General features: G+C 62.3%; 19 protein-coding genes. 10 read left to right on the top strand and 9 right to left on the bottom strand.

Translation table 11 applies throughout. From position 1 onward, the window contains the following. Positions 1–29: 29 nt before the first annotated feature. Entirely contained in the window at positions 30–1,289 is a 1,260-nt protein-coding gene (gene zigA / locus RCO24_RS09625; RefSeq protein ID WP_308961649.1) for a zinc metallochaperone GTPase ZigA, read from the bottom strand. Between the two features lie 774 nt (positions 1,290–2,063). Between zigA and RCO24_RS09620 the strand changes: the two genes are divergently transcribed. Continuing rightward, positions 2,064–4,907 carry a cation-transporting P-type ATPase gene (locus tag RCO24_RS09620; protein WP_308961648.1) on the top strand — a complete coding sequence of 948 codons (2,844 nt, stop codon included), beginning with the start codon at positions 2,064–2,066 and terminating at the stop codon, positions 4,905–4,907. Between the two features lie 123 nt (positions 4,908–5,030). Continuing rightward, positions 5,031–7,973: an MASE1 domain-containing protein gene (locus tag RCO24_RS09615; protein ID WP_308961647.1), complete on the top strand. Its 2,943-nt coding sequence runs from the start codon at positions 5,031–5,033 to the stop codon at positions 7,971–7,973. Here the strand turns inward: RCO24_RS09615 and RCO24_RS09610 are convergent. The 5 genes from RCO24_RS09610 to RCO24_RS09590 all read right to left on the bottom strand — a co-directional run bounded on the left by RCO24_RS09610 (position 7,970) and on the right by RCO24_RS09590 (position 14,403). Continuing rightward, entirely contained in the window at positions 7,970–9,631 is a 1,662-nt protein-coding gene (locus tag RCO24_RS09610; protein WP_308961645.1) for a pilus assembly protein TadG-related protein, read from the bottom strand. The two genes, RCO24_RS09615 and RCO24_RS09610, sit on opposite strands and share 4 nt — an antisense overlap. Before the next feature lie 11 nt (positions 9,632–9,642). Then, on the bottom strand, positions 9,643–10,107 hold the full coding sequence (locus tag RCO24_RS09605) for a TadE/TadG family type IV pilus assembly protein (protein WP_308961644.1): 465 nt from the start codon (positions 10,105–10,107) through the stop codon (positions 9,643–9,645). A gap of 250 nt (positions 10,108–10,357) precedes the next feature. Continuing rightward, entirely contained in the window at positions 10,358–11,080 is a 723-nt protein-coding gene (locus tag RCO24_RS09600; protein WP_308961643.1) for a GntR family transcriptional regulator, read from the bottom strand. A 358-nt stretch (positions 11,081–11,438) separates the two neighbouring features. Then, positions 11,439–13,628 (bottom strand): DUF1217 domain-containing protein, encoded by a 2,190-nt coding sequence (locus RCO24_RS09595; protein ID WP_308961642.1) that lies wholly within the window; start codon positions 13,626–13,628, stop codon positions 11,439–11,441. Between the two features lie 283 nt (positions 13,629–13,911). Further along, on the bottom strand, positions 13,912–14,403 hold the full coding sequence (locus RCO24_RS09590) for a MarR family transcriptional regulator (RefSeq protein ID WP_308961640.1): 492 nt from the start codon (positions 14,401–14,403) through the stop codon (positions 13,912–13,914). 201 nt (positions 14,404–14,604) lie between these two features. On the opposite strand from RCO24_RS09590, the gene RCO24_RS09585 reads away from it, so the two are divergent. The 4 genes from RCO24_RS09585 to RCO24_RS09570 all read left to right on the top strand — a co-directional run bounded on the left by RCO24_RS09585 (position 14,605) and on the right by RCO24_RS09570 (position 19,188). After that, positions 14,605–15,627 carry a helix-turn-helix domain-containing protein gene (locus RCO24_RS09585; RefSeq protein ID WP_308961638.1) on the top strand — a complete coding sequence of 341 codons (1,023 nt, stop codon included), beginning with the start codon at positions 14,605–14,607 and terminating at the stop codon, positions 15,625–15,627. Positions 15,628–15,850: 223 nt separating this feature from the next. After that, positions 15,851–16,456, top strand: a complete 606-nt coding sequence (recR, locus tag RCO24_RS09580) for a recombination mediator RecR (RefSeq protein ID WP_308961636.1) — start codon at positions 15,851–15,853, stop codon at positions 16,454–16,456. Between the two features lie 103 nt (positions 16,457–16,559). Next, positions 16,560–17,966, top strand: coding sequence for an MATE family efflux transporter (locus tag RCO24_RS09575; protein WP_308961635.1), 1,407 nt, complete (start codon positions 16,560–16,562; stop codon positions 17,964–17,966). Between the two features lie 118 nt (positions 17,967–18,084). Then, positions 18,085–19,188 carry a glycosyltransferase family 4 protein gene (locus RCO24_RS09570; protein WP_308961634.1) on the top strand — a complete coding sequence of 368 codons (1,104 nt, stop codon included), beginning with the start codon at positions 18,085–18,087 and terminating at the stop codon, positions 19,186–19,188. A gap of 18 nt (positions 19,189–19,206) precedes the next feature. Here RCO24_RS09570 and RCO24_RS09565 read toward each other — a convergent pair whose 3' ends face one another. Continuing rightward, positions 19,207–19,674 (bottom strand): RimK/LysX family protein, encoded by a 468-nt coding sequence (locus RCO24_RS09565; RefSeq protein WP_308961633.1) that lies wholly within the window; start codon positions 19,672–19,674, stop codon positions 19,207–19,209. A gap of 186 nt (positions 19,675–19,860) precedes the next feature. Here RCO24_RS09565 and def point away from each other — a divergent pair, with 186 nt between their 5' ends. The 4 genes from def (at position 19,861) to truA (ending at position 22,558) form a co-directional block, all read left to right on the top strand. Beyond that, complete coding sequence (def, locus tag RCO24_RS09560; protein ID WP_308962412.1) at positions 19,861–20,379, top strand: peptide deformylase; 519 nt, start codon at positions 19,861–19,863, stop codon at positions 20,377–20,379. A 40-nt stretch (positions 20,380–20,419) separates the two neighbouring features. Next, the gene (gene fmt / locus RCO24_RS09555) at positions 20,420–21,352 is read left to right on the top strand and encodes a methionyl-tRNA formyltransferase (RefSeq protein WP_308961632.1); all 933 of its coding nucleotides are present in this window, start codon (positions 20,420–20,422) and stop codon (positions 21,350–21,352) included. Positions 21,353–21,462: 110 nt separating this feature from the next. After that, entirely contained in the window at positions 21,463–21,720 is a 258-nt protein-coding gene (locus RCO24_RS09550; RefSeq protein ID WP_308961631.1) for a hypothetical protein, read from the top strand. 82 nt (positions 21,721–21,802) lie between these two features. After that, positions 21,803–22,558, top strand: a complete 756-nt coding sequence (gene truA, locus RCO24_RS09545; protein ID WP_308961630.1) for a tRNA pseudouridine(38-40) synthase TruA — start codon at positions 21,803–21,805, stop codon at positions 22,556–22,558. 6 nt (positions 22,559–22,564) lie between these two features. Here the strand turns inward: truA and RCO24_RS09540 are convergent, their stop codons facing one another. Together RCO24_RS09540 and RCO24_RS09535 are read right to left on the bottom strand one after the other, a co-directional pair. Beyond that, positions 22,565–22,981, bottom strand: a complete 417-nt coding sequence (locus tag RCO24_RS09540) for a universal stress protein (protein WP_308961629.1) — start codon at positions 22,979–22,981, stop codon at positions 22,565–22,567. 214 nt (positions 22,982–23,195) lie between these two features. Continuing rightward, the gene (locus RCO24_RS09535) at positions 23,196–24,014 is read right to left on the bottom strand and encodes an SDR family oxidoreductase (protein ID WP_308961627.1); all 819 of its coding nucleotides are present in this window, start codon (positions 24,012–24,014) and stop codon (positions 23,196–23,198) included. Between the last annotated feature and the right edge of the window lie 110 nt (positions 24,015–24,124).

Genomic DNA, 24,124 nt, shown 5'->3' with positions numbered 1-24,124 from the left:
GTCAAACACATTGCCCTGGCGCATTTTGTTTATGCCGCATCGCGTTCCCATTCCGGGAACGGATCGGGCAGCTTCGCCCATTGCGCCGTATCGACGGCGCCATCCTCAGGAAGCTTCAGGAGACACGCATCCAGCGCGGCCAGCATCGCCGCCTTGTCCATGTCCCGCGTTCCGATGAAAACGATCTCCTGGCGCCGGTCGCCCCACAGTTTATGCCAGGTCTTGTTGATACGCCCGACGAGATCGTCATCCTGCGGCCAGTTCTTCTTCGGCACGGCCGCCCACCAGTAGCCGATTGCCTCGTGCCGCACGAGCGCACCCGCTTGCGCCAGCTCTCCCACCCACTGCGGACGCGTCGCAAGCCAGAAGAAGCCCTTGGCGCGAACGACGCCCGGCCAGGATTGGTTCAAGAATGAATGCAGCTTCGCGGGCTCGAACGGACCGCGGGCCCGATAGACGAAGCTCGAGATTCCGTACTCCTCGGTCTCGGGCTTGTGATCCTTGAAGCCGTTCAGCTCCTTGAACCAGGTCGGATGACGGTGCGCGGTCTCGAAATTGAAAAGCCCCGTGTCGAGAATATCGCGGCCATCGACACGGGCATGGCTCGTCTCGATCACGCGGGCATCGGCGTTGAGCGACCGGATGATAGCGCGCGCGGCCTCGACGTCCTGCGGCGCCGCCACGTCGATCTTGTTCAGCACGATGACATCCGCGAACTCGATCTGATCGACGAGAAGCTGCACCAGCGGCCGCTCGTCCTCGTCGCCGGCCACCTCTCCGCGATCCTTGAGGAAATCTTGCGAGGAGTAATCCCTGAGAAGGTGCGCCGCATCGACCACCGTCACCATCGTGTCGAGGCGCGCAACGTCAGAAAGACTGTGGCCGTCCTCGTCGCGGAATTCGAAAGTCGTGGCGACCGGCAACGGCTCGGCGATACCCGTCGATTCGATCAGCAGGTAATCGAAGCGCCGTTCCGCGGCGAGCCGGCGCACTTCCTTCAGAAGATCGTCGCGCAGTGTGCAGCAGATGCAGCCGTTCGACATCTCGACCAGCATCTCGTCCGTGCGCGAGAGATTGGCGCCGCCCTTTTCGACGAGATCGGCATCGATGTTCACTTCGCTCATGTCGTTGACGATCACCGCGACCTTGAGACCATCGCGATTGTTCAACACGTGGTTGAGCAGCGTTGTCTTGCCCGCGCCAAGAAAGCCCGAAAGCACGGTGACGGGCAAACGCCGATCCACGCGTGATGCGGCGCCTTCCAAATGATCCGCAAGTTTCTTGTCCATTCCCGCACGTCTCCCGCTCGTGGTTTGCCCATGACGGAAAACAGCCCGCGATACACGCCGGACCACCGCTTGGGCCGCCTTACAAAAACTGATCTCTCACGACTGACCGATCACACCTGATCGCTCGCAACAGGCCGCTCGCGAGCGGCTCAAATGCCTTCGAAACCGTGCTCGATGCGTCGAGCGCTCGGACAGGACATCAGTCGGCCCTGCCTGCTGCCTAATAACTAAAGCGGATATTATAACATCCGTCAAGCAGCTCCGACACGCAGAAGCGATAGGAAAGCGGGAAAGAGACGATCGAGAGAGGGCGAAGTTGTCGGAAGGGACCGCACGCAATTGCCTCCGAATTGCCGTGAAACCAAAGCGCGCGCACGAAGCATGCGCGCCGGTTACCGACCCCATGCGAACTCCAAAAAACCAACGCCGGTCCAAACCGTAACCATCACCGCACAATCACATCGCGCCTTATCCGAGATCGCGACGCGACGCACGAGAGACAGATGGAAAGCGGAATGGCCCGCAGCGCGTATGCGATGTCCTTGGCCGCAAGGAGATTTCCTACGTCAGGTTGATGGAGATCAAGGATCGCGAGGCGCCCGGCACCTATCACCCAAGCTAGGAAAGCGAATGTTCCGTCACTCGCGAAAATCGGCAAAGCCAACGCATACGGAAGTTCCTGAGGGGACAACAGCGACGCACGCGCGCTATGCGCCGTCGTAATGTCGCGCACACCTCCCCCGCCAACGTCAAACGCACGGAGAAGAAATCCGAATGGGTGGTCAGACGGTAGCGAACACGAACAACCAGCGGACCACATCGCAAGAGCGGCCCTGGCATTCGATACCGGCTGACGAGCTGTTCGGCATTCTCTCGACCGCACCCGGCGGTCTCACCACCGATGAAGCTGCCCGCCGGCTCACCCAATACGGACCCAACGTTCTGCCCGAGACGGCGCGCCGCAACCCATTTCTGCGCTTCCTGGCGCAGTTCAACAATATCCTGATCTACTTCTTGCTGATGGCCGCCGTGGCGGCCTGGTCGCTCGGTCACATCATCGACGCATCCGTCATCGTTGCGGTCGTCACCATCAACGCCATCGTCGGCTTCATCCAGGAGGACAAGGCCGAGAAAGCGCTGAGCGCGATCCGGAAAATGATCTCTCCCCGCGCCAGCGTCTGGCGCGACGCGCGTCGACTGAGCCTTCCCGTCGCCGAAATCGTCCCCGGCGACATCGTGCTGATCGAAGCCGGCGACCGCGTCCCCGCCGATCTCCGCCTGACGCGCGTGCGCGGCCTGCTGATCGACGAAGCGATGCTCACCGGCGAATCTGTCACCGCCGAAAAGCAGGAGAGCACCGCACCCACCGATGCCCCGCTGGGCGACCGCGTCGGCATGGCCTATTCCGGCACGCTCGTGGCCGCAGGCCAAGGCACTGGCGTCGTCATCGCCACCGGCGGCGAAACCGAGATCGGGCACATCAGCGCACTCATTCAAGGCGTCGAACTGCTGACGACACCGCTTCTGCGTCAGATCAACCGCTTCGGCGAGCGCTTCACCTGGATAGCGCTGTCGGCGGCCGTCGTATTGTTTCTCTTCGCCACCTTTTTCCGCGGCTATCCCTGGCCTGACGCGCTGATCGCCGTCGTCGCCCTCGCCGTCGGCGTGGTGCCCGAAGGCCTGCCCGCGGTCATCACCATCACGCTCGCGATCGGCGTCCAGCGCATGGCGACGCGCAACGCCGTTATCCGGCGTCTTCCGGCCGTAGAGACGCTCGGCGCCACGTCCGTCATCTGCTCCGACAAAACCGGCACCTTGACCAGAAATGAAATGACGGCCCGCCGGATCGTCACCGCCGATCACACGCTTCTCGTCGGCGGCTCCGGATACGAACCCGAGGGAGAGCTGACGGCTCAGGACGATGGCGAAGACGATGTCGCCGCCCTCGAAGCCTCGGCCTCCCTCATCCGCTCGGGGCTGCTCTGCAACGACGCACACCTGCGCAAGGCCGGTGGTCAATGGATCGTCGATGGCGACCCCATGGAAGGCGCGCTCGTCGCCCTCGCCATGAAGGCCGGGTTGAACCCGGAGCATGTCCGCGGCGAGTGGCCGCGCACCGACGAAATTCCGTTCGATGCTCAGCATCGCTTCATGGCAACTCGTCACACTGCGGCGACCGGCACACACGGCGCACCGCATCCGCACGGCAACGCGATTTTCGTCAAGGGGGCGCCGGAAGCCTTGCTTGCGATGTGCGCCGAGCAGGCCCACGCCTCCGGCGCATCGAGCCCGCTCGACACCGCCTACTGGTCGAACCGGATCGCCCGCGCCGCCGCCGAAGGCGAACGCGTTCTCGGCTTCGCGATGAAGGTGCCGTCTTCCCAGCAATCCAACGTGACATTCTCGGATGTCGAGCACGGCATGGTCTTCCTTGGCATCGTCGGCTTCATCGATCCGCCGCGTGACGAAGTCGTGCGCGCCATCGCCGAATGCCGGTCTGCCGGCATCGGCGTCAAGATGATCACCGGCGATCACGCCGCGACCGCATCGGCCATCGCGCGCCAGCTCGGCCTTACAAACGGCACCGACGTCGTGACCGGAGCCGATCTCGACAAAGCCACCGACGAAGAGCTGAAATCGATCGCCGCGCGCACCGAGGTGTTTGCGCGCACCAATCCGGAGCACAAGCTGCGCATCGTGCGCGCGCTGCAATCCACCGGCGCCATTGTCGCCATGACGGGCGACGGCGTGAACGACGCGCCTGCCTTGAAGCAGGCCGACGTCGGCATCGCCATGGGCCGCAAAGGCACGGAGGCTGCAAAAGAAGCCTCCGAGATGGTGCTGCTGGACGACAACTTCGTCTCGATCGTCTCGGCGGTGCACGAAGGTCGCACCGTCTACGACAACATTCGCAAGGTAATCGCCTGGACCATCCCCACCAATGGCGGCGAAGCCCTGACGGTGATCGCGGCCATCCTCTTCGGCTTCACCATGCCGATGACCCCGGCGCAAATTCTCTGGATCAACCTGATCCTGACCGTCACGCTCGGCCTCGTGCTCGCCTTCGAGCCGCCGGAGCCGGGCGTGATGCAGCGCCCGCCGAGGCGCGCCGACGCGCCGCTTCTCTCGCAATTTCTGGTCTGGAGGATTTTCTTCGTCTCCGCCCTGTTCACCGCGGGCGCCTTGGCGATCTACTTCTACGCCCTCCAAAACGGCCTCGGTTTGGAGATGGCCCGCACGATGGTCGTCAACGTCATCGTCGTGTTTGAAATTTTCTATCTGTTCAACGTGCGCTATCTGCATATGACGTCATTCACCCTGAGGGGTGTCGTCGGCACGCCCGCGGTTCTGACGGCCCTTGCCGTCGTGATCGGAGCCCAGCTCGCGTTTACCTACGCCCCGGTCATGCATCAGCTGTTCGACACGCGCCCCGTGGCGCTGGCCGACGGCCTCGTGATCCTGGCAGCCGGTGTCCTCCTGATGGCCATCCTGGAAACCGAAAAGATCCTGTTGCGCCGCCTCGGTATTTTCGACGGCCTCGAACCTGTCCCACAGCTCCCCCAAAACCTCGGCGATACCCCCCGGGCCGTCGCCGCCCGCTCATCATCTCCGAACTAAAAAGGCCAACCTCGCCGCAGGAGCGAACACGGACGAAAGCCGACACACAAAATTTCCGGCGGGCGGGGAACCCATTTCACGGCTCGGAGTTTTATGCTGATGTCTCGCCCCTGAGGCATCCGAATGAATCCAAGTACAATGGCGCTGACGTCCCGGCCTACCCTTGCGCTTCGACAGTTTGCGGTAGGGCTCACCTACTTCACCCTGGCGAAGGGCGGATTGATGTTGGCGATCGTGCATCCGGGCGCGAGCGCCATATGGCCGGCTGCCGGCCTGGCTTTGGCGGCGGTTCTGCTGTGGGGCCCTCGAATTTCTCCCGCGATTTTTATCGGATCGTTTCTCGCCAACGCGACAACGCTGGACGCCGTAGCGCCCGCTTTGATCATTGCCGCGGGCAACACGCTGGAAGCCCTGGCTGGCAGCTATCTCCTTAAACGCTACGCGGGCGGTCTCCGTGCGTTCGATACGCCGGCCAACATCGCAACCTTCGCCCTCGTCGCAGCGCTCGTCTCGACGCCGCTCAGCGCGACCATCGGCACCCTCGCCCTCTGGCTTTTCGGAACCCCGGTCCCGATTTCGTCGCTTTGGCTAACTTGGTGGCTCGGAAACATCACAGGCGTGCTCGTCGTCACCCCCGCCGTCGTGTTGTGGTTTCGCCGCCCGCCAACCCGTGGCGAACTTCGTGCACTCTTGCCAATTCTGGCCCTCACGACCCTCATCGGCCTGATCGCCTTCGGCCCGGCGCTCGCTGATTGGATAAACCGCGGATTTGTCGGCTTCGCAGCCCTCATTCCCCTGATGGTGACGGCTTTGAGCCGCAGCCAGCGGGACACCGCCACCGTCTCGTTGCTTCTCTCCGCCATTGCCGTCTGGGGAACGCTTGCCTCTGCCGGAGGATCGGCCGACGCCGAGCTGAATACCGCCCTGCTCGCAACCTTGGTTTTTTTGGTCAGCACGTCGCTTCCGAGCCTGGCGCTAAGCGCAGAGATCGCCAAACGAAGCCGCTCCGGCGAAAGGCTTCAGCATGCCCAGGAAGAGCTGGAAGAGAGGGTCCAATCCCGAACCGCCGCGCTGGTGCGTACCAACACCGAATTGCGCCGAATGATCGAGCAAAGAAAGGATCTGGAAGCCGCGAACGAGCAACAGCGCCACCAGCTCGTCGAAGCGCAACGGCTCGCGAACCTCGGAAGCTGGTCGTGGAACGTCGCGACCGATACCGTAACCTGGTCGCCTCAGCTCTATGAGATCTATGGCCTCGCGCCCGAGACATTTGCCGGAACGCGCGAGGATTTTCTGGCCCGCATCCACCCGGACGATCGCGACGAGGTCGTCAAGACCATCACCGCCGCCTACCAGGCTGGCACCGGCTTTCGCTCCCGCGAACGGATTGTCCGCCCCGATGGCGAGATCCGCCACCTGGAAAGCCACGGCGAGGTCGTAAAAGACGGCGACGGCAACGTCGTCGAGCTTATGGGGATTTGTCAGGACATCACGACCCAGAAGGCTGCGGACATCGCGCTCCGCGAAAGCGAGGAGCAGCTTCGGCGCCTCGTCAACGGCATCCATGACTATGCGATCTTCATGCTCGACCCGAACGGCCGGATCGTGAGCTGGAACGCGGGTGCGGCCCGGATCAAGCGCTACAGCCGCGAGGAGATCCTCGGACGGCACGTCAGCACCTTTTACACACCCGAAGACCGGGCCACGGATCTCCCCGGCCACGCGCTCAAGACGGCGGCTCTCGAAGGCCGTTACGAGGGAGAAGGCTGGCGCGTGCGCAAGGACGGCTCCCGGTTCTGGGCCAACGTCGTCATCGACGCCATTTACGATATCGACGGCAAACTTGTCGGATTCGGCAAGATCACGCGTGACGTCACCGAGAAGCGAGAGGCGATGCTCGCGTTAGAGCAGACACGGGACGAACTCGCGCAAGCCCAGAAAATGGAGACCATCGGGCAACTGACAGGCGGCGTCGCGCACGACTTCAACAACCTGCTTGCCGCCATCATTTCCAGCCTCCGCCTTCTCGAAAAGCGGCTGCCGAACGACCCACAATCCGTTCGGCTTCTCGAAAACGCGGTGAGCGCAGCAGAACGGGGCGCCTCCCTCACGCAGCGTCTTTTGACATTCGCCCGCCGCCAGGATTTGAAGCCCGAGATCGTCGACGTTTCGAAGCTCGTAGCCGACATGACCGAGCTTTTGAGCCGCTCCGTGGGGCTCTCTACGATCGCGATCGACATAACGTCGTCCGGCGGGCCGACCACGGCGCGCATCGATCCCACCCAGCTCGAGCTTGCAATCTTCAATCTCGCGATCAACGCGAGAGACGCCATGCCGAACGGCGGCGCGCTGACGATCCGTATATCGGACGAAATCGTGGCCAACGCACCCGCCGATATCGATCTGAAGCCCGGCCGTTATGTCCGCATCAGCGTGCGCGATACGGGCGTCGGCATGGACGAAGAGACCCTTCGCCGCGCCATCGAACCTTTTTTCACCACCAAGGGTATCGGCAAGGGAACCGGCCTCGGCCTTTCGATGGTCCAGGGCTTGGTCGCCCAATCGGGCGGCGCGATGAAAATCGAGAGCAAGGTTGGCCGGGGCACCACGATCAGCATATGGATTCCGGCTTCCGATCAGGCGGCTTCTCCCGCTGTCCAGAAATCGACCCCCACCGCCGATCCGATCCAGGGATGCCGCGTTCTCATCGTCGATGACGATCCACTCGTCGCAATGGGCACGTCGGCAATGCTCGAGGATCTTGGCCACTCTGTAATAGAGGCTTCGTCTGGCACCCAGGCGCTCAAGGTTTTGGAAACGGATTCGAACGTCGATCTCGTGATCACCGACCAGGCCATGCCGGTCATGACGGGCACCGAACTCATCAAAAAAATCCGCGAGCAGCGCCCGGCGCTTCCAATCATTCTCGCGACCGGCTGGGCGGAATTGCCCAACAATCCCGTGCCGGAGGTGCCGCGCCTCTCGAAACCCTATCGGCAGGAAGATCTCGCCGCTGCCATAAACCGGGTGCTCGCGCGCGTCCCGGAAACTGCAGACAAGGTCTAACCCGCAAGAACCGCACTTCCGCACCGCATGCCATTGACTTGCACATCGACCTCCCCGAGATGCACGCCAACGGTTTCGAGCAGCGGCGCGAGCAAACCGTCAAGCAGCGACGTCACCGGCGCGAGCAAGGCCAGAACAAGGGACTTGATCGCCGAGACGGAGCCGAGCCCGATCCCAAGCCCCAAAATATCAACGCGAAGCTCCGCGTTCTGGAGAAGGCTGGTCGTAAGCGAAGACAGATAGTCATGAACCTCGGCGGTCTTGACCACACGCCCCGCAACGTCGCTCTGCGTGAAGCGAAGTTCTCGAGACGACCCGTTGCCCATCTCGACATAAGCCGCGGCCTTTACGCTGAGCAAAGGCGTGTCCACAATCTTGCCGGCGGAAACGGGAACGCCGGTCCTGAATGATGACAACCCACCGGGCGCGACATCGCCGACCCACGCCCTGACGACGGCGGGTTTCGCTTCGATCACAGCCTCGCCGCTCTGGCCACCCTGGCACGTTAGAGCCGCCAAACGGGCTTCTGCTTGCCCAACCTCGACGTAGATCGGCAGCCGGACGCGAACTCCGCTCAGGAGCCCTGTGCCACCGACTTCCGCAAGCAGACGAAGCCTGGTCTGCGCGGTCTGAACCGTTGCGCCTGCTTGTCCCACCGTCACCCACGTCGAATGCTGCGACGGCTCTCCGATCGCAAGATCCATCTTCAAGCTGAGCAGCCCGGGAACAGCGGCGCCGAGATTGACCGCAACTTGGTTGTCGCCATTGGCCAGCGACGCAACGGCCGAAACGAGCGACATCACGTTGACCTCGGAACCGAGCCCGGAATGCGGCTGCCCAACTTCGGCGTGCGCCAGTGGACCGAGATTCACCAGACCCGACAGCGACACCGTTGCGCTGAGGTTTGCCTGAGAAAGAAGCGTCGTGAGGACTTGCGCCGCCTGCTGCTGTCCGGTCGCTTGGCCGGCACGTACGAGCGCGCTGAGCACATTGCCAACGGTCGCATTCGCGGCGATCACCTCGCTGTAGGTTCCAGCGCTAACTCCGACTTCCGTCGCCAATGCGGAGAGAAAGCTCAGCAGCGTCACGTTCGCATCGAGCAGGGCCCTGTAGTCCATGACCGACAGATTGACACTACCGCCGAGCAGTGCGCCCAGGATCGCATTGGTCAGCCCGCCGCGCACGGACACCAAACGGCTGCCGATCGAGAACATCGCCTGGGCATCTGTGGTGCCGATGGCCGAGACGGAAATATCCGGCGCCCTCATGAAAGACTTGGCAAAATAAAGTTTTCCCTGAAGCCCTACGTCGAGCTGCACGGCGTTGTAGGGTTGCTTGCCGCCAGTGAAGCGCAATCCATGCGCGACGGAGCGATCCATCTCGTATCGGCCCTTGATCACCGCGAGAGAGCGGATATCGCCGAAGCCGTTGACCGCAAGGGTCGCCCGCGCCGCAGCGTCCGCCCGCGCGAGTTCGCTCGCGGCCGCGAGCGCCGCAAGATCCGCAACGCCCTGCACCGTACGCCGCTCGAGATAGAGCGAGCCGACATCGACTGCGAGGGCCGACAAGCCGACGCAGACCGAAAAGAACAGCGCCATGACGATACCGATCGCACCACTGCGATCGCGGAAGACGGAGAGAGCCTGCGCAAATTTCATGAGCGAGCCCCTTAGTAACCGCCGCGCTTGATGACGGCCGCGCGCTCGATCAGCCGCGACGGCAACGGCACGAGACCACTGAGCGACCAGATCGGGAGGTCCACGGAATTGAAGGCCACCCGCACCTCGAACTGCGACGAATCGGCTGCAAGCGGGCGAGCCGTCACAGCGATGCGATCGGATCTCAGAAGCGGATAGGCGGCGCTGCTTGACGAGACGTGCGCCATGGCGATCGAGGCACGCTCCGTATCGTCGAGCCCCGCCACCGAGGCCCGCGCCGCGTCAGCGGCGAGCTGCTGAACGGAATGGGCAGCTCCGAAATAGATGCCGTACGCGAGAAGGCCGCAGAAGAAGACCAGCGCGACCGGAAATATCATCGCGAACTCGACGGCAACCGAACCCGTCTCAGCGCGTATCGCACGCTGGACCTCTGTTGCGGAGAATGCAGGTTCTTCGGAGAGAGGGAACGACTTCATCGCAAGGACCTCACTTTGACATGAGGCTGAGCCTAGGTGTGCGATGATGAAGAGCGATTAATAGCGCACCCTTGAAAGCGCGCTATTTCGCGGCACGATTATTTTGCTGCTAAACAGACAAAAGTCATCGTGCAGTCCAAACAGAACCAACATGCATTCTTCATCCGATAGAGAACCCCATCCGAAGACAGAAGCGCCGATCCAATGAAAAGCCCATCCAGTCTGGGCGACAGAAACGCGAATGAGCCGCTCAATTGAACCGGACGAGATAACGCTCATGGCGCATGTAGCACTGGGCAACACGCCATTCGAGCGGATCCTCGTGATCGGAAAAGATGACTCGATCCAAGCTCAACAGCGGCGTTCCCTCGGCCACATCCAGATCCCGCGCGGACGCTTCATTCGCGGGTACGATTTCCACCCGCTCATCGGCCCGGCCGACGAGAATGGAATTGAGCTGTGCGAGCGCGGAGAGACGATAGCTACCGAAATCATCCGGAAACCGCGTGAAGAGCTTTCCAGGCAGGAAACAGGTTTCGGTCATGAAGGTCTGCCCCTGATTTTCGCGAACCCGCTCGATCTTGATGACCTCGTCACCCCGCCTCAGGCCGAGACGCGCCGCTTCCTCGGCACCCGCTGGTCCACGCGAGAGCGCGCGTCCCCGCTTCCGGCCGGAAATGCGCTGTCCTTCGAGATCGTGGAACATTGAAAACGGGAATGTATTCTCGGCCGACGCGTAGTCGTTGACGAACGTTCCCCGCCCTTGCCGGCGCGTGACGATACGCTCCAACTCCATGAGGTCCAGCGCCTTGCGCACCGTGCCGATGCTAATCCCCAGTTGCTGGGCAAGCTGGGTTTCATTCGGAAGCGTCGCACCAGGCTTCCAGTGGCCGACGACGATCCTTTGCACGAGCACATCACGCACCTGCAGATAGAGCGGCCGCGCCGCAAGACGCGTCTCGAGATCGGGCATGCCATTTCCCCCGCTAAAATGACGACGTATCAAACGTGTGATCCATGACGGCGCGACCAAACCCTCGCGCACCGGACGAGCTCACGTAGACCGGCCGACAATTGCCCTCTGTTGAGCTCATAAAAATTGTAGGGGTGAGAAAATCATTATGCAACTATAAATTGTATAACTGAGCCATTATAAGACGAGCTTCTGGGGAAATTAAAAAGCAGGACGTTTGACAACTTTCGAAAGTTGTCAGTTACAGGATGTAATTAATTCAATGTAGATCGGCACTTGATGAACGTCATAAATCACCAAGCCACCACGCGAGGTGTCGACGGACGTGCATCCGCTCCGCCGCAGAATGCAACCTGTGCTAGAGGCGTCGTTTCAACGACTGGATGCTGGTCAGAAGATCTTCCCCAATGAGAGCGCTTTGCTGCTGACCGAGCAGGATCGAGGGAACGGAAGACGTGGTGCTGGGATTGGCCATGTCATAAAGCGCAGCGAAGCGGGTGAGGAACTTGTCGAGCTTCTTCGGATCCTTGAAGTCCGCGAAATCGAGACGCTTCTCGAGCATCTTGGCCTGCGTATCGACATCGGCCTGCGCAACGCTGTCCGGAAGATTGAGTGCTGTCAGCACGACCTCGAGTAAAGCCTTGTCGGCCAGGATCGAATACGCCGACGTGATGCTGGAAGCCTTGCGCTCAAAATAGAGGGCAAGGCGAACACCCTCGCTCTGCTGCTCGCCCGCTGTCTCCTCCATCGTCTGGCGGATGTAGAGATCCTGCGTGCGCATGAGATCGTCTTGATCTTGCGCTTGCCCCGCGGAAACGCGTTCCGCGGCACCCTCAGCCGAGAAGTTGAACGCTGCAGCAATCTCTCGCAGGTCCGTATTGGGAGCCGTATTGACGAAGCTCTTGGTATCGAACGGATCGCTGGTCAGAGCCTGCTTCAGCTCTTCGTTCGTGAGCTTCCGGTTCTCGAGCCCATACGCCTTCTTGATGTAGCTCACGAGACGAGTGTCGCTAATGAGATCGTCCACCGTACCGATCGCATCGATCTTGGTGGCGTAGTATTCGCTCTCGATCTTCCCTTGCGCTTGCGCCGTCTCGTCCGAGCCCAGCGCTGCGGTGTAGCGTGAAATCGCGTCCGATTTGGACGACGCGATCTGCGCCCGGATCGCCCCCTGCGCCGCGCCGTCCGTCCCGAAATTAAACGCCGCAGCGAGCGCGGTGTAGCGCGAATCGCGCAGACTGTTGGCGTAGCTCGACGAATTCGAGAGATCGCTCTGCAGCACCTTCTTGATACTGGACTTGGACTCCTCCGCCGGATTGAGATCGAACGCCGCGAGCACATAGTTGTAGAGCCGTGTATCGGCCAGCAGCTCGTCGACGCTTTTGATCGTTGCGATTACGGATTTGTAGTAGTCCGTCTGCTGGGTTTCCGTCGTCTCCGCCTTGGAATCGTAGACGGAAAGGTAGCGATCCGTAAGGCCGGTGATCTGCGTGCTGGTCTGCGCCAGCTGCCCATCGTCGAGACCACCCTCCGCATTGAAGTTGAATGCGGAGGCCAGCGTACGGTAGCCCTCGTCATCGAGTCCGTTCACGAAGCTGTCGGGATCTGAAAGATCACTCGTCAGCGCAGAGCGCAGCGTCGTGTTCGAGGTCAGCACCGGGTCGAGCCCAGCCGCAGACACCGCAAAGTCCCGCAGGAAGGAATTGGCCAGGAAATCGTCGACCGTCGTGATGTCGGCCATCAGGCTGCGATACATGTCGGTCTTGAACGCGGCCGCCGCCGGCGAGATCCCATTGCCGGTCGCCTCGTAGTGGGCGTTTATCGTTTCAAAAAGCTGCGTCGCGGTTTGCGCCTGCCCGTCTTCCGGAATTTTTCCATCTGTCTCGAACGAGAATGCCGCCGCGAGATTTTTGTAACGGTCGTCGTTGAGCGAATTCGCGTAGCTCGAAGAATCGGAGAGATCGCTGGTCAGCACCTTCTTGATGGCAGCCACCGACGCAATATCGGGGTCAATTCCATACGACTTGAGCGCAAACGAGAACAGCCGCGCATCCGAGACGAGTTGATCCACCGTCGTGATCGAACCGATCCGGCTCTCGTAGTAGTCGACATCTGTCGCAACCGCCGTGCCCTTGCGCACGCGCTGCTCCGTATAGAGGCCCACCGTCTCGGTTTCGTCGCCGGCGTCCTGCGCCATCGTCGCGCCCGCCGTCACGCCGCCTGTCGGGGTGAAATTGAACGATCTCGCGAACGTCACGTAGCGCTGATCTGAAAGCTTGCGCGCAAAGCTCGCGCTGTCGGTCAGATCGCTTTCCAATACCTTCTTCATGAAGGCCTTGGCGTAGGTCATGTCCTCGATTCCATGCGCCTTCATCGCATAGGCATAGAGCCGCTGATCCTTGAGCAGCTCGTCGACCGAAGTGATCTTGCCGATGTTCTCCTTGTAGTACGTCGCCTCGCGCGAGACCTGCGGATCGGAGAGCGTGCGCGCGGTGCTCTTGGCCATGTCGGCCGCGTACATTCGGTAGGAGAGGTAGGTGGAAACCATCGCCGGCTTTCCGATCACGCCATCTGGTCGAACCGCGCCGCGATCGGCTCTTGCGGCATGGCGATTGGCAAGCCGGACGGACACGGCGCATCGGCCACGCGCCGCGAATCAGCCGGGCGACGACGTGTCGGCACTTTGCCGCGAGGAGCTTATGCGGGCCTGCCCGCCTAATCCGGCCGGAACGGACTCAGGAAATTCGGGAAGAAACAAGAACTTACAAAGCACTACGGGGCAGGCCGATAGCGGCGCTGCCCCGTATTTTTGTTCGGCACGGCGCGGTGCGTTACTTCACGGCTTCCACAAAGTGCCCATTGCTGATGGCGCCGGCGGAAGGCGCGGGTGCACCTCCCACGATCGCGCCGAGATCTTCCAGGAACTCGTCCACACGCTTCCCCTTGAGGGAAGACAGCAGCTTTTCCTCGATACGGTTCACGATCGGGGTTACGGCCTTGAACAGGCGCACGCCCTCTTCCGTAATCTTGACGTCGTAAGCGCGCGCATCTTCCTTGTCGCGCTTGCGCTGGATGATGCCCTTTTTGAGCATCCGCCGCACGATATCCGCCATCGTCGAGCGGTCGATACCGGTCGCATCGACCAGCTTGCTCTGGCTGAGGCCCTCGGAATGGGCGAGGGCAAACAGCACGGCATACTGGCGAGCCGTAAGATCATGGCTCGCCATCTCTGCCTGATAGATTTCCGTCACCACCTGAACGGCCCGATGAAACATATGCAACGGTGACTGCCCAAGATCCGGCACGGAAGTTTTTCGCGTCATAGCTGCTTTAACTTTCCTTTGCTCGCAGGAGTAGCTGAAGAAAGCCGGATGTGGACGGAATCTCGCAGCCAGCACCCGGAATCGTCAGTCGACACCTCAGTGGAGAAATTGTATTGAAATGCAAAGGGGAAGCCCGCGCTCGCACGAGGCGGCACTACTTATCGACTGAGCCGGCAATCAGAGCACGAGACGGGGATCGGGATGATCTATTCGACCCAAGGCGTTCACCCGCGAGAACGGCTCAGCTACTGGCATGAGGTCGCCACGCGCGGTTACGTCGAGCACGACTTCCTTCCCGCTGACAGCGCAACGTTCAAGGGATGGGTGCAGACCGCCACTCTCCCGGGGTTGAGCTTGGCGACCTTCGATGTCGAACCCGCTCACGTGAGCCGGTCCGAGCGCAGCGCCGCCCGGGCGGATTCCAACGATCTCCTGGTCTGCATGCAGATCGCCGGAAAATTGACCGTCTCGCAGGACGGCAACGATTCCACGCTCGAAGGGCGAGGCCTCTATCTGCTCGATCCGATCCGCCCCTTCGACACCATTCTGAACTCCCAAAGCCGGAACATCGTCGTCAAGATTCCCCGCACCATGCTCGAAGCGCGGATCGGCAGCTCGGCGGGGCTGACTGCGCGCCCGATCACGTCCGTCACCGGCATCGGCGCGCTGACCATGGGATTTCTCGAGCTTCTGCCCGAGCAGGCTGAAACGCTCGACGCCGCCGCCGGCCTCCAGGTTGCAAATCAGCTGGTCGACCTCATGGCGCTCACATTCACCACGCACTACGGTAAGGACGCCGCCATGTCGTCGCCGCGTGCCGTAGCCCTCCTCCGCCTCAAAGCCATCGTTGAACGGCTGATGATCGAGCCGGGCTTGAAGCCGGAACGCATCGCATCCGAGGCAGGCATCTCCATCCGCTACGCCAACTCCTTGCTGGCAGAGGAAAACTGGTCGATCGAGCGTTATCTCAACGAGCGCCGCCTGGCACGCTGCCGCAGCGCCTTGGCCGACACCACCCAAGCCCATCGCAGCATTGGCGAAATCGCGTTCAAATGGGGCTTCTCGGATCTGTCTCACTTCGGCCGCCGCTTCAAGGCGCGTTATGGCATGAGCCCAACCGATTTCAGACAGAGAAACAGCCAGCGGCTGGCGTTGGAGCAAACGGGAACGGATCTGAAAGGCCTGATGGCCATCGAGCACCGGCTGATCCGCGAGCTGGCCTGACACCAGTCCCGGAACCCCAACGGCGAGGGTGACAAGCCCCACCCGACGTGCTTAGACCATGATCGCTTCGGACCCACGCGCTCCGATCGTCGCGGCCTCTATCGGGCGCGGCGTGAATCGGCAGCGCAGGAAAAGTCCGAAGCGCGAAACATCGGTCAAATCAAACAGCTAGCGCGTGATCGATCCCCATTCGATCGCACCGTCACGCCAGCAGAAAACGTGAATGTCTAAGAAAATTGCCGGCCCGGAGATCGAGCGGCTCGTCCAGCTCTTGTCGCGACTTCCAGGCCTTGGACCTCGGTCCGCCCGGAAAGCGGCGCTCGCTCTTCTTAAACGGCGCGAAGAGCTGCTGGTGCCCCTGGCCGATGCGCTGGCCGTGGCCGTGAGCAGCATCGTCGAATGCCCCGTTTGCGGCAGCCTCGATACCGTCTCACCCTGCACCATCTGCCGCGACGATCGCCGCGACAAATCCGTGATCGTCGTTGTCGAGGAGATGGGCGACCTTTGGGCGCTCGAACGCGCCGCCGTGATCAACGCGTCCTACCACGTGCTCGGCGGGCATCTGTCGCCGTTGGACGGAATTGGCCCCGAACGCTTGAACATCGCCAAGCTCGTCGAACGCACCGCAACCGGCGATGTCAAAGAGGTCATCCTTGCCCTCAACGCAACGGTTGAAGGCCAGTCGACCGCGCACTATCTGACCGAGCAGCTGGCGCCCGCCGGCGTCGCCGTTTCTCGCCTCGCCCAGGGTGTCCCGATCGGGGGTGAGTTGGATTACCTCGACGAAGGCACGCTGGCTGCCGCCATCAAGGCCCGGAAAAGAATATAGAGACGACAAAAGACTGTAGACCGCGCCGAAGGCGGCTGCGGATTGGCGCAGGGTTGAACTCGGCCTTGGCAGCGGCCCACCCTCCTGCCCGCAAGGAACAACAATGACCGTCCGAGCAGGGGCAGAAGCACCCCCACGTCCTCCTGCCAAGTTCGTCACCGGATCGCTGCTGCGTCACATCCTGATCATGAGCGGAGCCGGAGGCATCGGCCTTGGCGCGATCTTCCTCAGCGATCTCGCCAACATCGTCTTTCTCTCCTGGCTCGACGACCAGGCCGTGCTCGCCGCGGTCGGCTACGCCAGCTCGATCCTGTTCCTGACGACGTCGATCGGTATCGGCCTCGCGATTGCCGCCACCACGCTGGTGTCGCGCGCGCTTGGCGAAGGGCGCCGATTGCGGGCGGCGCGCTACTCGGTAAACGCCCATCTTGCCAATCTCGCCGCGGGCATACTCGCTGCTGCCGTGGTTTACGTCAGCATTCCCTGGCTGTTGACCGCGCTCGGCGCTGCCGGTCGAACCCACGACCTTGCCGCGCGCTATCTCTTCATCCTCACGCCCGCGATGCCGGCGTTGACGCTCGCCATGACCTCGGCATCCGTTCTCCGCTCCGTGGGCGACGCGCGGCGCGCCATGAACGTCACGTTGTATGGCGCCATCGTCAACACCATCCTCGACCCCATCTTCATTCTCGCCATGGGCCTCGGCATCGAAGGCGCCGCGTGGGCGACCGTCGTCGCACGCATCGTCTTCATGATCGTCGGCCTCTACGGGGTCATTGTGGTGCACGGCCTCATCGCCCGCCCGCGCCTTCCCGCTTTCATCGCCGACGTGCCCGCCTTCGCCAAAGTCGCCGTTCCGGCCATCCTGACCAACGTCGCGACACCCGCATCCAACGCTTACGTCACGGCCGCGATTGCGGTCCACGGCGACGGCGCGGTTGCCGGATGGGCCATCATCGGACGCATTTTGCCGGTGGCATTCGGCGCCATCTACGCGCTCTCGTCCTCGATCGGCCCGATCATCGGACAGAACTACGGCGCCGGCGAAGCCGCGCGCGTCAAACAAACCTTCAAGCTCGGTCTCGGAGTCAATGTCGCATTCACACTGGTGGCCTGGGTCATCCTCGCGCTTATCTCCTCTTGGCTCGTGCGCCTGTTCGGCGCCACCGGTGACGCAGCCGCCTTGATCGCCCTCTTCAACTACTGGCTCGCACCGTTGTTCGCATTCATGGGGGCGCTATTCGTCGCCAATGCCGTCTTCAACACACTCGATCACCCCCACTACGCGACGCTTCTGAACTGGGGCCGCGCCACGCTTGGCACCATTCCTTTTGTGTACGTCGGCGGCCTGATGGCCGGCGCCGAAGGCGTGCTCGCCGGGCACATGGTGGGCGGGGTGCTGTTCGGGGTTCTCTCGGTGTGGATAGGCTCGCATCTTCTGGACAAGTTGCTTGCCCGCCTCGAGCCCGTCGGCCCCAGCACGATCAAACTCGAAGCCGCCCAGGACTGAGCCCCGCTGAGCGCCGTCCGAAGCTGTGCATGTCACGGTCGCGGCGGCCTATCTCGCTGTTGCCTGACGCAAGCGTAGGCTAAATTCTGGCACGAATCGACATGATCGGCCTCGCGCAGTGACCCAACCAATCTCGGAACGGATCGCCCTCGTCGCTCCATCGGCAGAGGCCGCCGCCATCCTGCGGCGTGACTTGATCGAGGCGTTGATCAGCCGTGGGCATCGCGTTCTGTGCCTGACGCCGCCTGGCGCCGGAAAACACATCCGCATCCTGCGTGGCATCGGCGCCATGCACCGCGTCATCGAAACCCCGCCGCCCTCGCTTCGGATGATCAGCGACTGGCAGACGATCATGAGCCTGATCGCCCAGTTCAAGGACTGGCAACCGAACATCGTCATGAGCTTCGGCCTGCGTACGCTCGTGCTCGCGGCAATGGCTGCGCGCCGAGCCGATGTCCGCCGCGTCGTGACCATGATCAACGGCCTGCCGAGTGATGGCGTCGAAAGCGTCGGCCGCCGGCGTTTTGCGCACGCCATCCGTGCCAGCGATGCGCTCGTCTTTCACAACCGCGACGATCAGCGGTTCTTGTCCGAGCAGGGTCTGCTTCCGGCCAATATTCCCTCTGTCATCGTGCCCGGCACCGGCATCGATCTCGTGGCGTTTCCCGCCGCACCCTTGCCGTCACGCGATAAGGGTCTCGTGTTCCTGATGCTCGCGCGGCTCGAACGCCGCCGCGGCGTTCTGGAATACAAGGCCGCCGCCCAGCGCCTCAAGAAAACGTGGCCCGATGCGATCTTCCGTTTTGCCGGACCAGCCAGTGGCCAACCCGATTTTGTTTCGCCCGACGTTCTGACCGAAGGCGGCGCCGTCGAATATCTCGGCCACCTCGACGACGTCTATCCCGCCCTCGCCGCCGCCCACGTCTATGTCTATCCATCTTATCGCGAAGGCATGCCGCGTTCAGTGCTCGAAGCGCTCGCCACCGGACGGCCCGTCATCACGACACGCACATCCGGCTGCGCCGACACTGTCGATGAGAAGGTGAGCGGCTGCCTCGTGCCTCCTGCGGACACAGACGCCCTCGCGATCGCAATGGAAAGCTACCTGCGCAATCCCGATCTGCTGCCGGCCGGATCGCGCGCGGCCCGCCTCAAGGCCCAACGCCGCTTCAACGTCGACGACGTCAATGCCGCGCTTCTGCGCGTCCTCGATCTAGCGTGAATATTCCGGAGAAACTTTCTAAGCCGGCGCGCGATAGAGCCGCGTGCTGAGCCTGGGCAGCAGGAAGGAATGCGCCGGATCCACCAGCATGCCGGGACGGATAGCCTGTCGGCCGAGCAGCATGCGGTTAGCAAGGCCACCCCGGTCGGTGAGCCCGAGCTCGATCGGCCATTCGCGATCGCCGACGCTGAGGCGCGTGGAAATGACATGGCGGGTATCCCGCTCACCGTTGGAGCAAGTCACTTCCCGCGTGCCGAGCAATTCCGCCTCGCACCACACTGAAAGATCCGGCTGCTCCGGCAGGGGATGGATGAGAAACCGCACGCGCGGCGCCGTGGCCGGACCAAAAACCTCGATGGCTTCTGCATGCAGCGCAGACGTGCGCGCGCCGGTATCGACCTTGGCCTTGATAGCGAAAATCCCAAGGTCCGGCAGCGCCACCCACTCGCGGCGTCCAAGGATCAGAGGCTTGAGCCCAGGCTTCATGCGTCTGCCTCTCTGCAGGTGTCTCTGTAGAGAACACGTGACAATCCTACATTAGTCTCGTCTCCGAATGCAGAGTGTTTGTGAAGTGTTGGTAATAGTACTTAGCCGTTAACGATCTGCCGCACCTCCAGCACGCCCCTCTTCGACCAGATTGACCGATGCGCTGGACTTTCCTATTTCATGCTCATGTCAATGCTGCCGATCATAACCTTGCCCGACCCGCTCCTCCGCAAGACGTCGGAACCCATCGAACGGGTCGACGCCGAGCTGCTGAAGCTTGCCGACGATATGCTCGAAACCATGTACGACGCGCCGGGCATCGGCTTGGCGGCCGTCCAGGTCGGCGTTCTGAAACGCTTGATTGTGCTTGATGTTTCCGAGGACGAGAACGATCCGCAGCCGCTGACCTTGATCAACCCGGAAATCCTCAAGCTTGGCCCGGTCGGCCGCGTGCACGAGGAAGGCTGCCTCTCGATCCCGGATTTCCGCCTCGATATCGAGCGCCCCTCGAGCCTCACCCTGGGTTATCTCGACCGCGAAGGTAAACCCCGCGAGCTGGTCGCCGAGGGCCTGCTGGCCACCGCCATCCAGCACGAGGTCGATCACTTGAACGGCAAGCTGATCATCGATTTCCTGTCGCGGCTGAAGCGCGATATCGTCGTCCGCAAGTTCAAGAAGGCCGCTCGCGGCGAAGCGTCCGTCTGACCTTCATCTGATCAAGGTCGCCCGCCCGAAGGCTCCGTTCATGCCGCTTAAGCTCGTTTTCATGGGAACGCCGGACTTCTCGGTGCCCGCCCTCGAAGCCATCGTGGCCGCGGGCCATGAGGTTGTGGCGGTCTACTCCCAGCCCCCGCGCCCGGCCGGACGCGGGATGGCGGAACGCCCCTCTCCCGTGCACGCAAAAGCCGCCGCACTCGGCATTCCGGTCCGCACCCCGCGCACGCTCAAAGCCCCGGAAGACCAAGCCGCCTTTGCCGATCTCGGCGCCGACGCAGCCGTCGTCATCGCCTATGGGTTGCTGCTGCCGCGCGCCGTCCTCGACGCGACGAAGCTCGGATGCTTCAACGTTCACGCTTCGGAACTGCCCCGCTGGCGTGGCGCCGCACCGATCCAGCGCGCCATCATGGCAGGAGACGAGCGAACCGCCGTCATGGTCATGCGCATGGAGGAGGGCCTGGATACCGGCCCCGTCGCACTGACCGATCTGGTGCCGATCACTCCGAACACCACGGCCGGCGAGCTGCACGATACCCTGTCCGAGCATGGCGCCCGCCTCATCGTCGAAGCGCTCGCGAAGCTCGAACACGGCCCGCTTGAAACCGTGCCCCAGCCCGCGGATGGCATCACCTACGCCGCCAAGATCGACAAGAAGGAAAGCCAGATCGACTTCGCGAAACCCGCGCGCGAGGTCCACAATCACATCCGCGGCCTGTCGCCGTTCCCTGGTGCCTGGTTCGAGGCGACGCCGCAAGGCGGCAAGCCGGAGCGCATCAAGGTGCTTCGCAGCGAGATTGCCAAGGGTCAGGGCGCACCAGGAGAGCTGATCGACAACAAGCTTGCAATCGCCTGCGGCGAAGGTGCGATCCGCCTGGTCGAAGTCCAGCGCGCCGGCAAGCGCGCCATGTCGGCCGAAGAGTTCCAGCGCGGGTTTGCCCTGCCGCGCGGCACGCGTATTTGACAGGCCTCTCGCCCATTAAGCATGGCGAGCGAACCCAGCGCCGCCAACCCGCAATGTCTCCTAAACTCGCGCCAAACCAACGCCCGTCAGAGACCTTGCCGGAGACGATGATGACCCGCTTTTTCGCCAGCTGCGCCGCAGCTCTTCTCATGATCCCTGCCGCGCAGGCCCAGGACGCCCACACCACCCGCATCGAACCGTCGAACGCCTACGGCGCCACCGTCACCATCGAGGAAGGCGTTCGCGTATTCCGCCCGCTCCCCTCGGAGCGCCACGTCATCGTCAATCCCGCCGGCCGCACGCCTTTGAGCCTCAACTACTACGATCCGATTACCGGCGTTCCTGCTTACGGCCAGGCGCGCCGCTGAGCGAGCCGAACCGCGCGGCGCCCTTGAGATGCTGCGCCGGGCGGAGTAGGCAAGGGCCATCCCGCAAAACCATTTGAGCCCGATGCCCCGCTATCGCCTTTTCATCGAATACGACGGCACGCCCTTTGTCGGCTGGCAGATCCAGTCCGAGGGCATCTCCGTGCAAGGCGCTCTCGAAACCGCCATTTCGAAGCTCACCGGAAGCAAGGCCGGAATCCGAGGCGCGGGCCGGACCGACGCCGGCGTTCACGCACGCGGCCAGGTGGCCCACTTCGTCATCGAGAAGGATTGGCCCGCCGACAAGATCCGCGACGGCATGAACTTCTACCTGAAGCCACTACCGGTCATTGTACTCGCGTGCGATCGAGTGCCGGACGACTTCGATGCGCGCTTCAGCGCAACGGCACGCCACTACGAATATCGCATCCTACCGCGCCGGGCTCCGCCCGCGCTCGAACGCCATCGCGTCTGGTGGATCCCGCGCACGATCGACGCTAAAGCCATGCGCGAGGCTGCGGCCGTGCTTGTCGGCCGCCACGATTTCACGACCTTCCGCGCCGCTCAGTGCCAGGCTAAATCGCCCATCCGCACCCTCGATCGCCTGGATGTCACATCCCACGGCGACGAAATCCGCATTCAGGCATCCGCCCGATCGTTCCTGCACAATCAGGTACGCTCGATGGTCGGAAGCCTGAAGCTTGTCGGCGATGGAAAGTGGACGCGCGACGATCTCCGTCGCGCCCTCGAAGCGCGAGACCGCACGGCTTGCGGCCCCGTCGCTCCGGCGTCGGGTCTCTACCTGATGTCCGTCGACTACGGATCAGGATCTTCTGAATAACGCGGCTTACCGCGCCACCGTCACCGGGCAATGCGCGCGAGACATCACGTCTCGCGAAACTGATCCGAGCATCATCCGCGAGATCGCGCCCTTGCCGCCGTTTCCGACGACGATGTGATCGATGCCGTTGTGCTCGGCATAGTGCGTGATCGCGAGCGGCAGATCGCGGCTCTCGACGCAAACGGTCTTGACGTTCGACGCGCCTGCGCTTTTTGCCTCTTTGGCTGCAGCGGCAAGCACGTTCTCTGCTTCCTTGTCCGACCACAGCGACGCGGGCGGCCCTGACCGGCCATATCCACCGACCACCTGGTTCACCGCGAGGATCGTAAGATCGGCCTTGAGGGCATCGCTGAGCTTGCCGGCAAGGTCGAGCGCGGCCTTGCTATGCTCGTTGTCGTCCACTGCACAAAGGATCTTTGTCATGGGGCACCTTTCTCTTATTGGCTTTTTGAGCGATCCCAGGATCGCATCTCGTGGCCAATGTGTATTTGAGAGTGATCAACCCCAGGGACTAGCCCCTAGCGCGCTTGGAAAATACGAACTCAGATTTTGCGTTAACGGAGCACAACAAAACAAGCGGTCTCAAGGCGTTCTGCGTTGCAACAGAAAACGGAACGACCAAGACAGCGCCGAAATATCACCAGGCGTTGAAGATGCGGCGGATGAGCCGCACGTAAAGATGCCCGGGAACCCAGCCGCGCCCCCACACGGTGAAGGTCGCATTCGGCTGATAGCGCAAGCGCGGCCAGATGCTCGTCGAAGCGCGCCAGATGCTGCGCGCCACCACCTCGGGCTCCGCGCCCGCTTCTTCCCAGGCCGTCAGGTTCGGCATCACGAGTGCCGTGAAATCGTCGTAGGCCGTAAGACCCGGCTTGGTCGCGACCTCGCGTCCGCGCTCGAAGAAATCGGTCTTGATCATGCCCGGCTCGATGATCTTGACCTTGATGTTGTGCTGGCGAAGCTCGAGCCACAGACCTTCCGAAAAGCCCTCCAGCGCCCACTTGGTCGCCGAGTACATCGAATAGAGCGGGATCGTCATTCGCCCCGCAGCCGAGCCGACATTGACGATGCGTCCCTGCTTGCGTTCGCGCATGTGCGGGAGCACCGCACGCGTAACGTTGAGTACGCCAAACAAATTCGTTTCGAACTGACGCCGGATCTGCTCGTCCGTCTGCGCTTCGAACGGCCCCAGCAGCCCATAACCTGCATTATTGACGACGACATCGATCGCGCCGAATTGGGCGATCACATCCCGCACCGCCGCGTCCACCGAGGCTTGATCCGTCACGTCAAGCTTGAACAGACGAATGCGATCCGACTTGGCCGCAAGATCGCTCTTCTCCGGCGTGCGCATGGTTGCAGCGACGTTCCAGCCGCGTTCCGCGAACATCTGAGCGGTCACCCGTCCGATCCCGGTCGAGGCTCCGGTGATAAGCACTGTCTTGCCGGCGCTCACGCTGACACTCCGTTTCTTGTTTGAAAAAATTCGGCCCGCCGCATGCTTAGCATCGTGGCGGGCCGAACCGGCATTCCGGATGAAATCCAGGGTTAATCAGCGAGTTAACG

Origin of the sequence: Hyphomicrobium sp. LHD-15 (assembly GCF_031157355.1) — a bacterium.
In the GTDB taxonomy this organism is placed as follows: Bacteria; Pseudomonadota; Alphaproteobacteria; order Rhizobiales; family Hyphomicrobiaceae; genus Hyphomicrobium_C.
The sequence above is the reverse complement of the archived record's forward strand: the minus strand, read 5'-3'. Positions and strand labels throughout refer to the sequence as shown.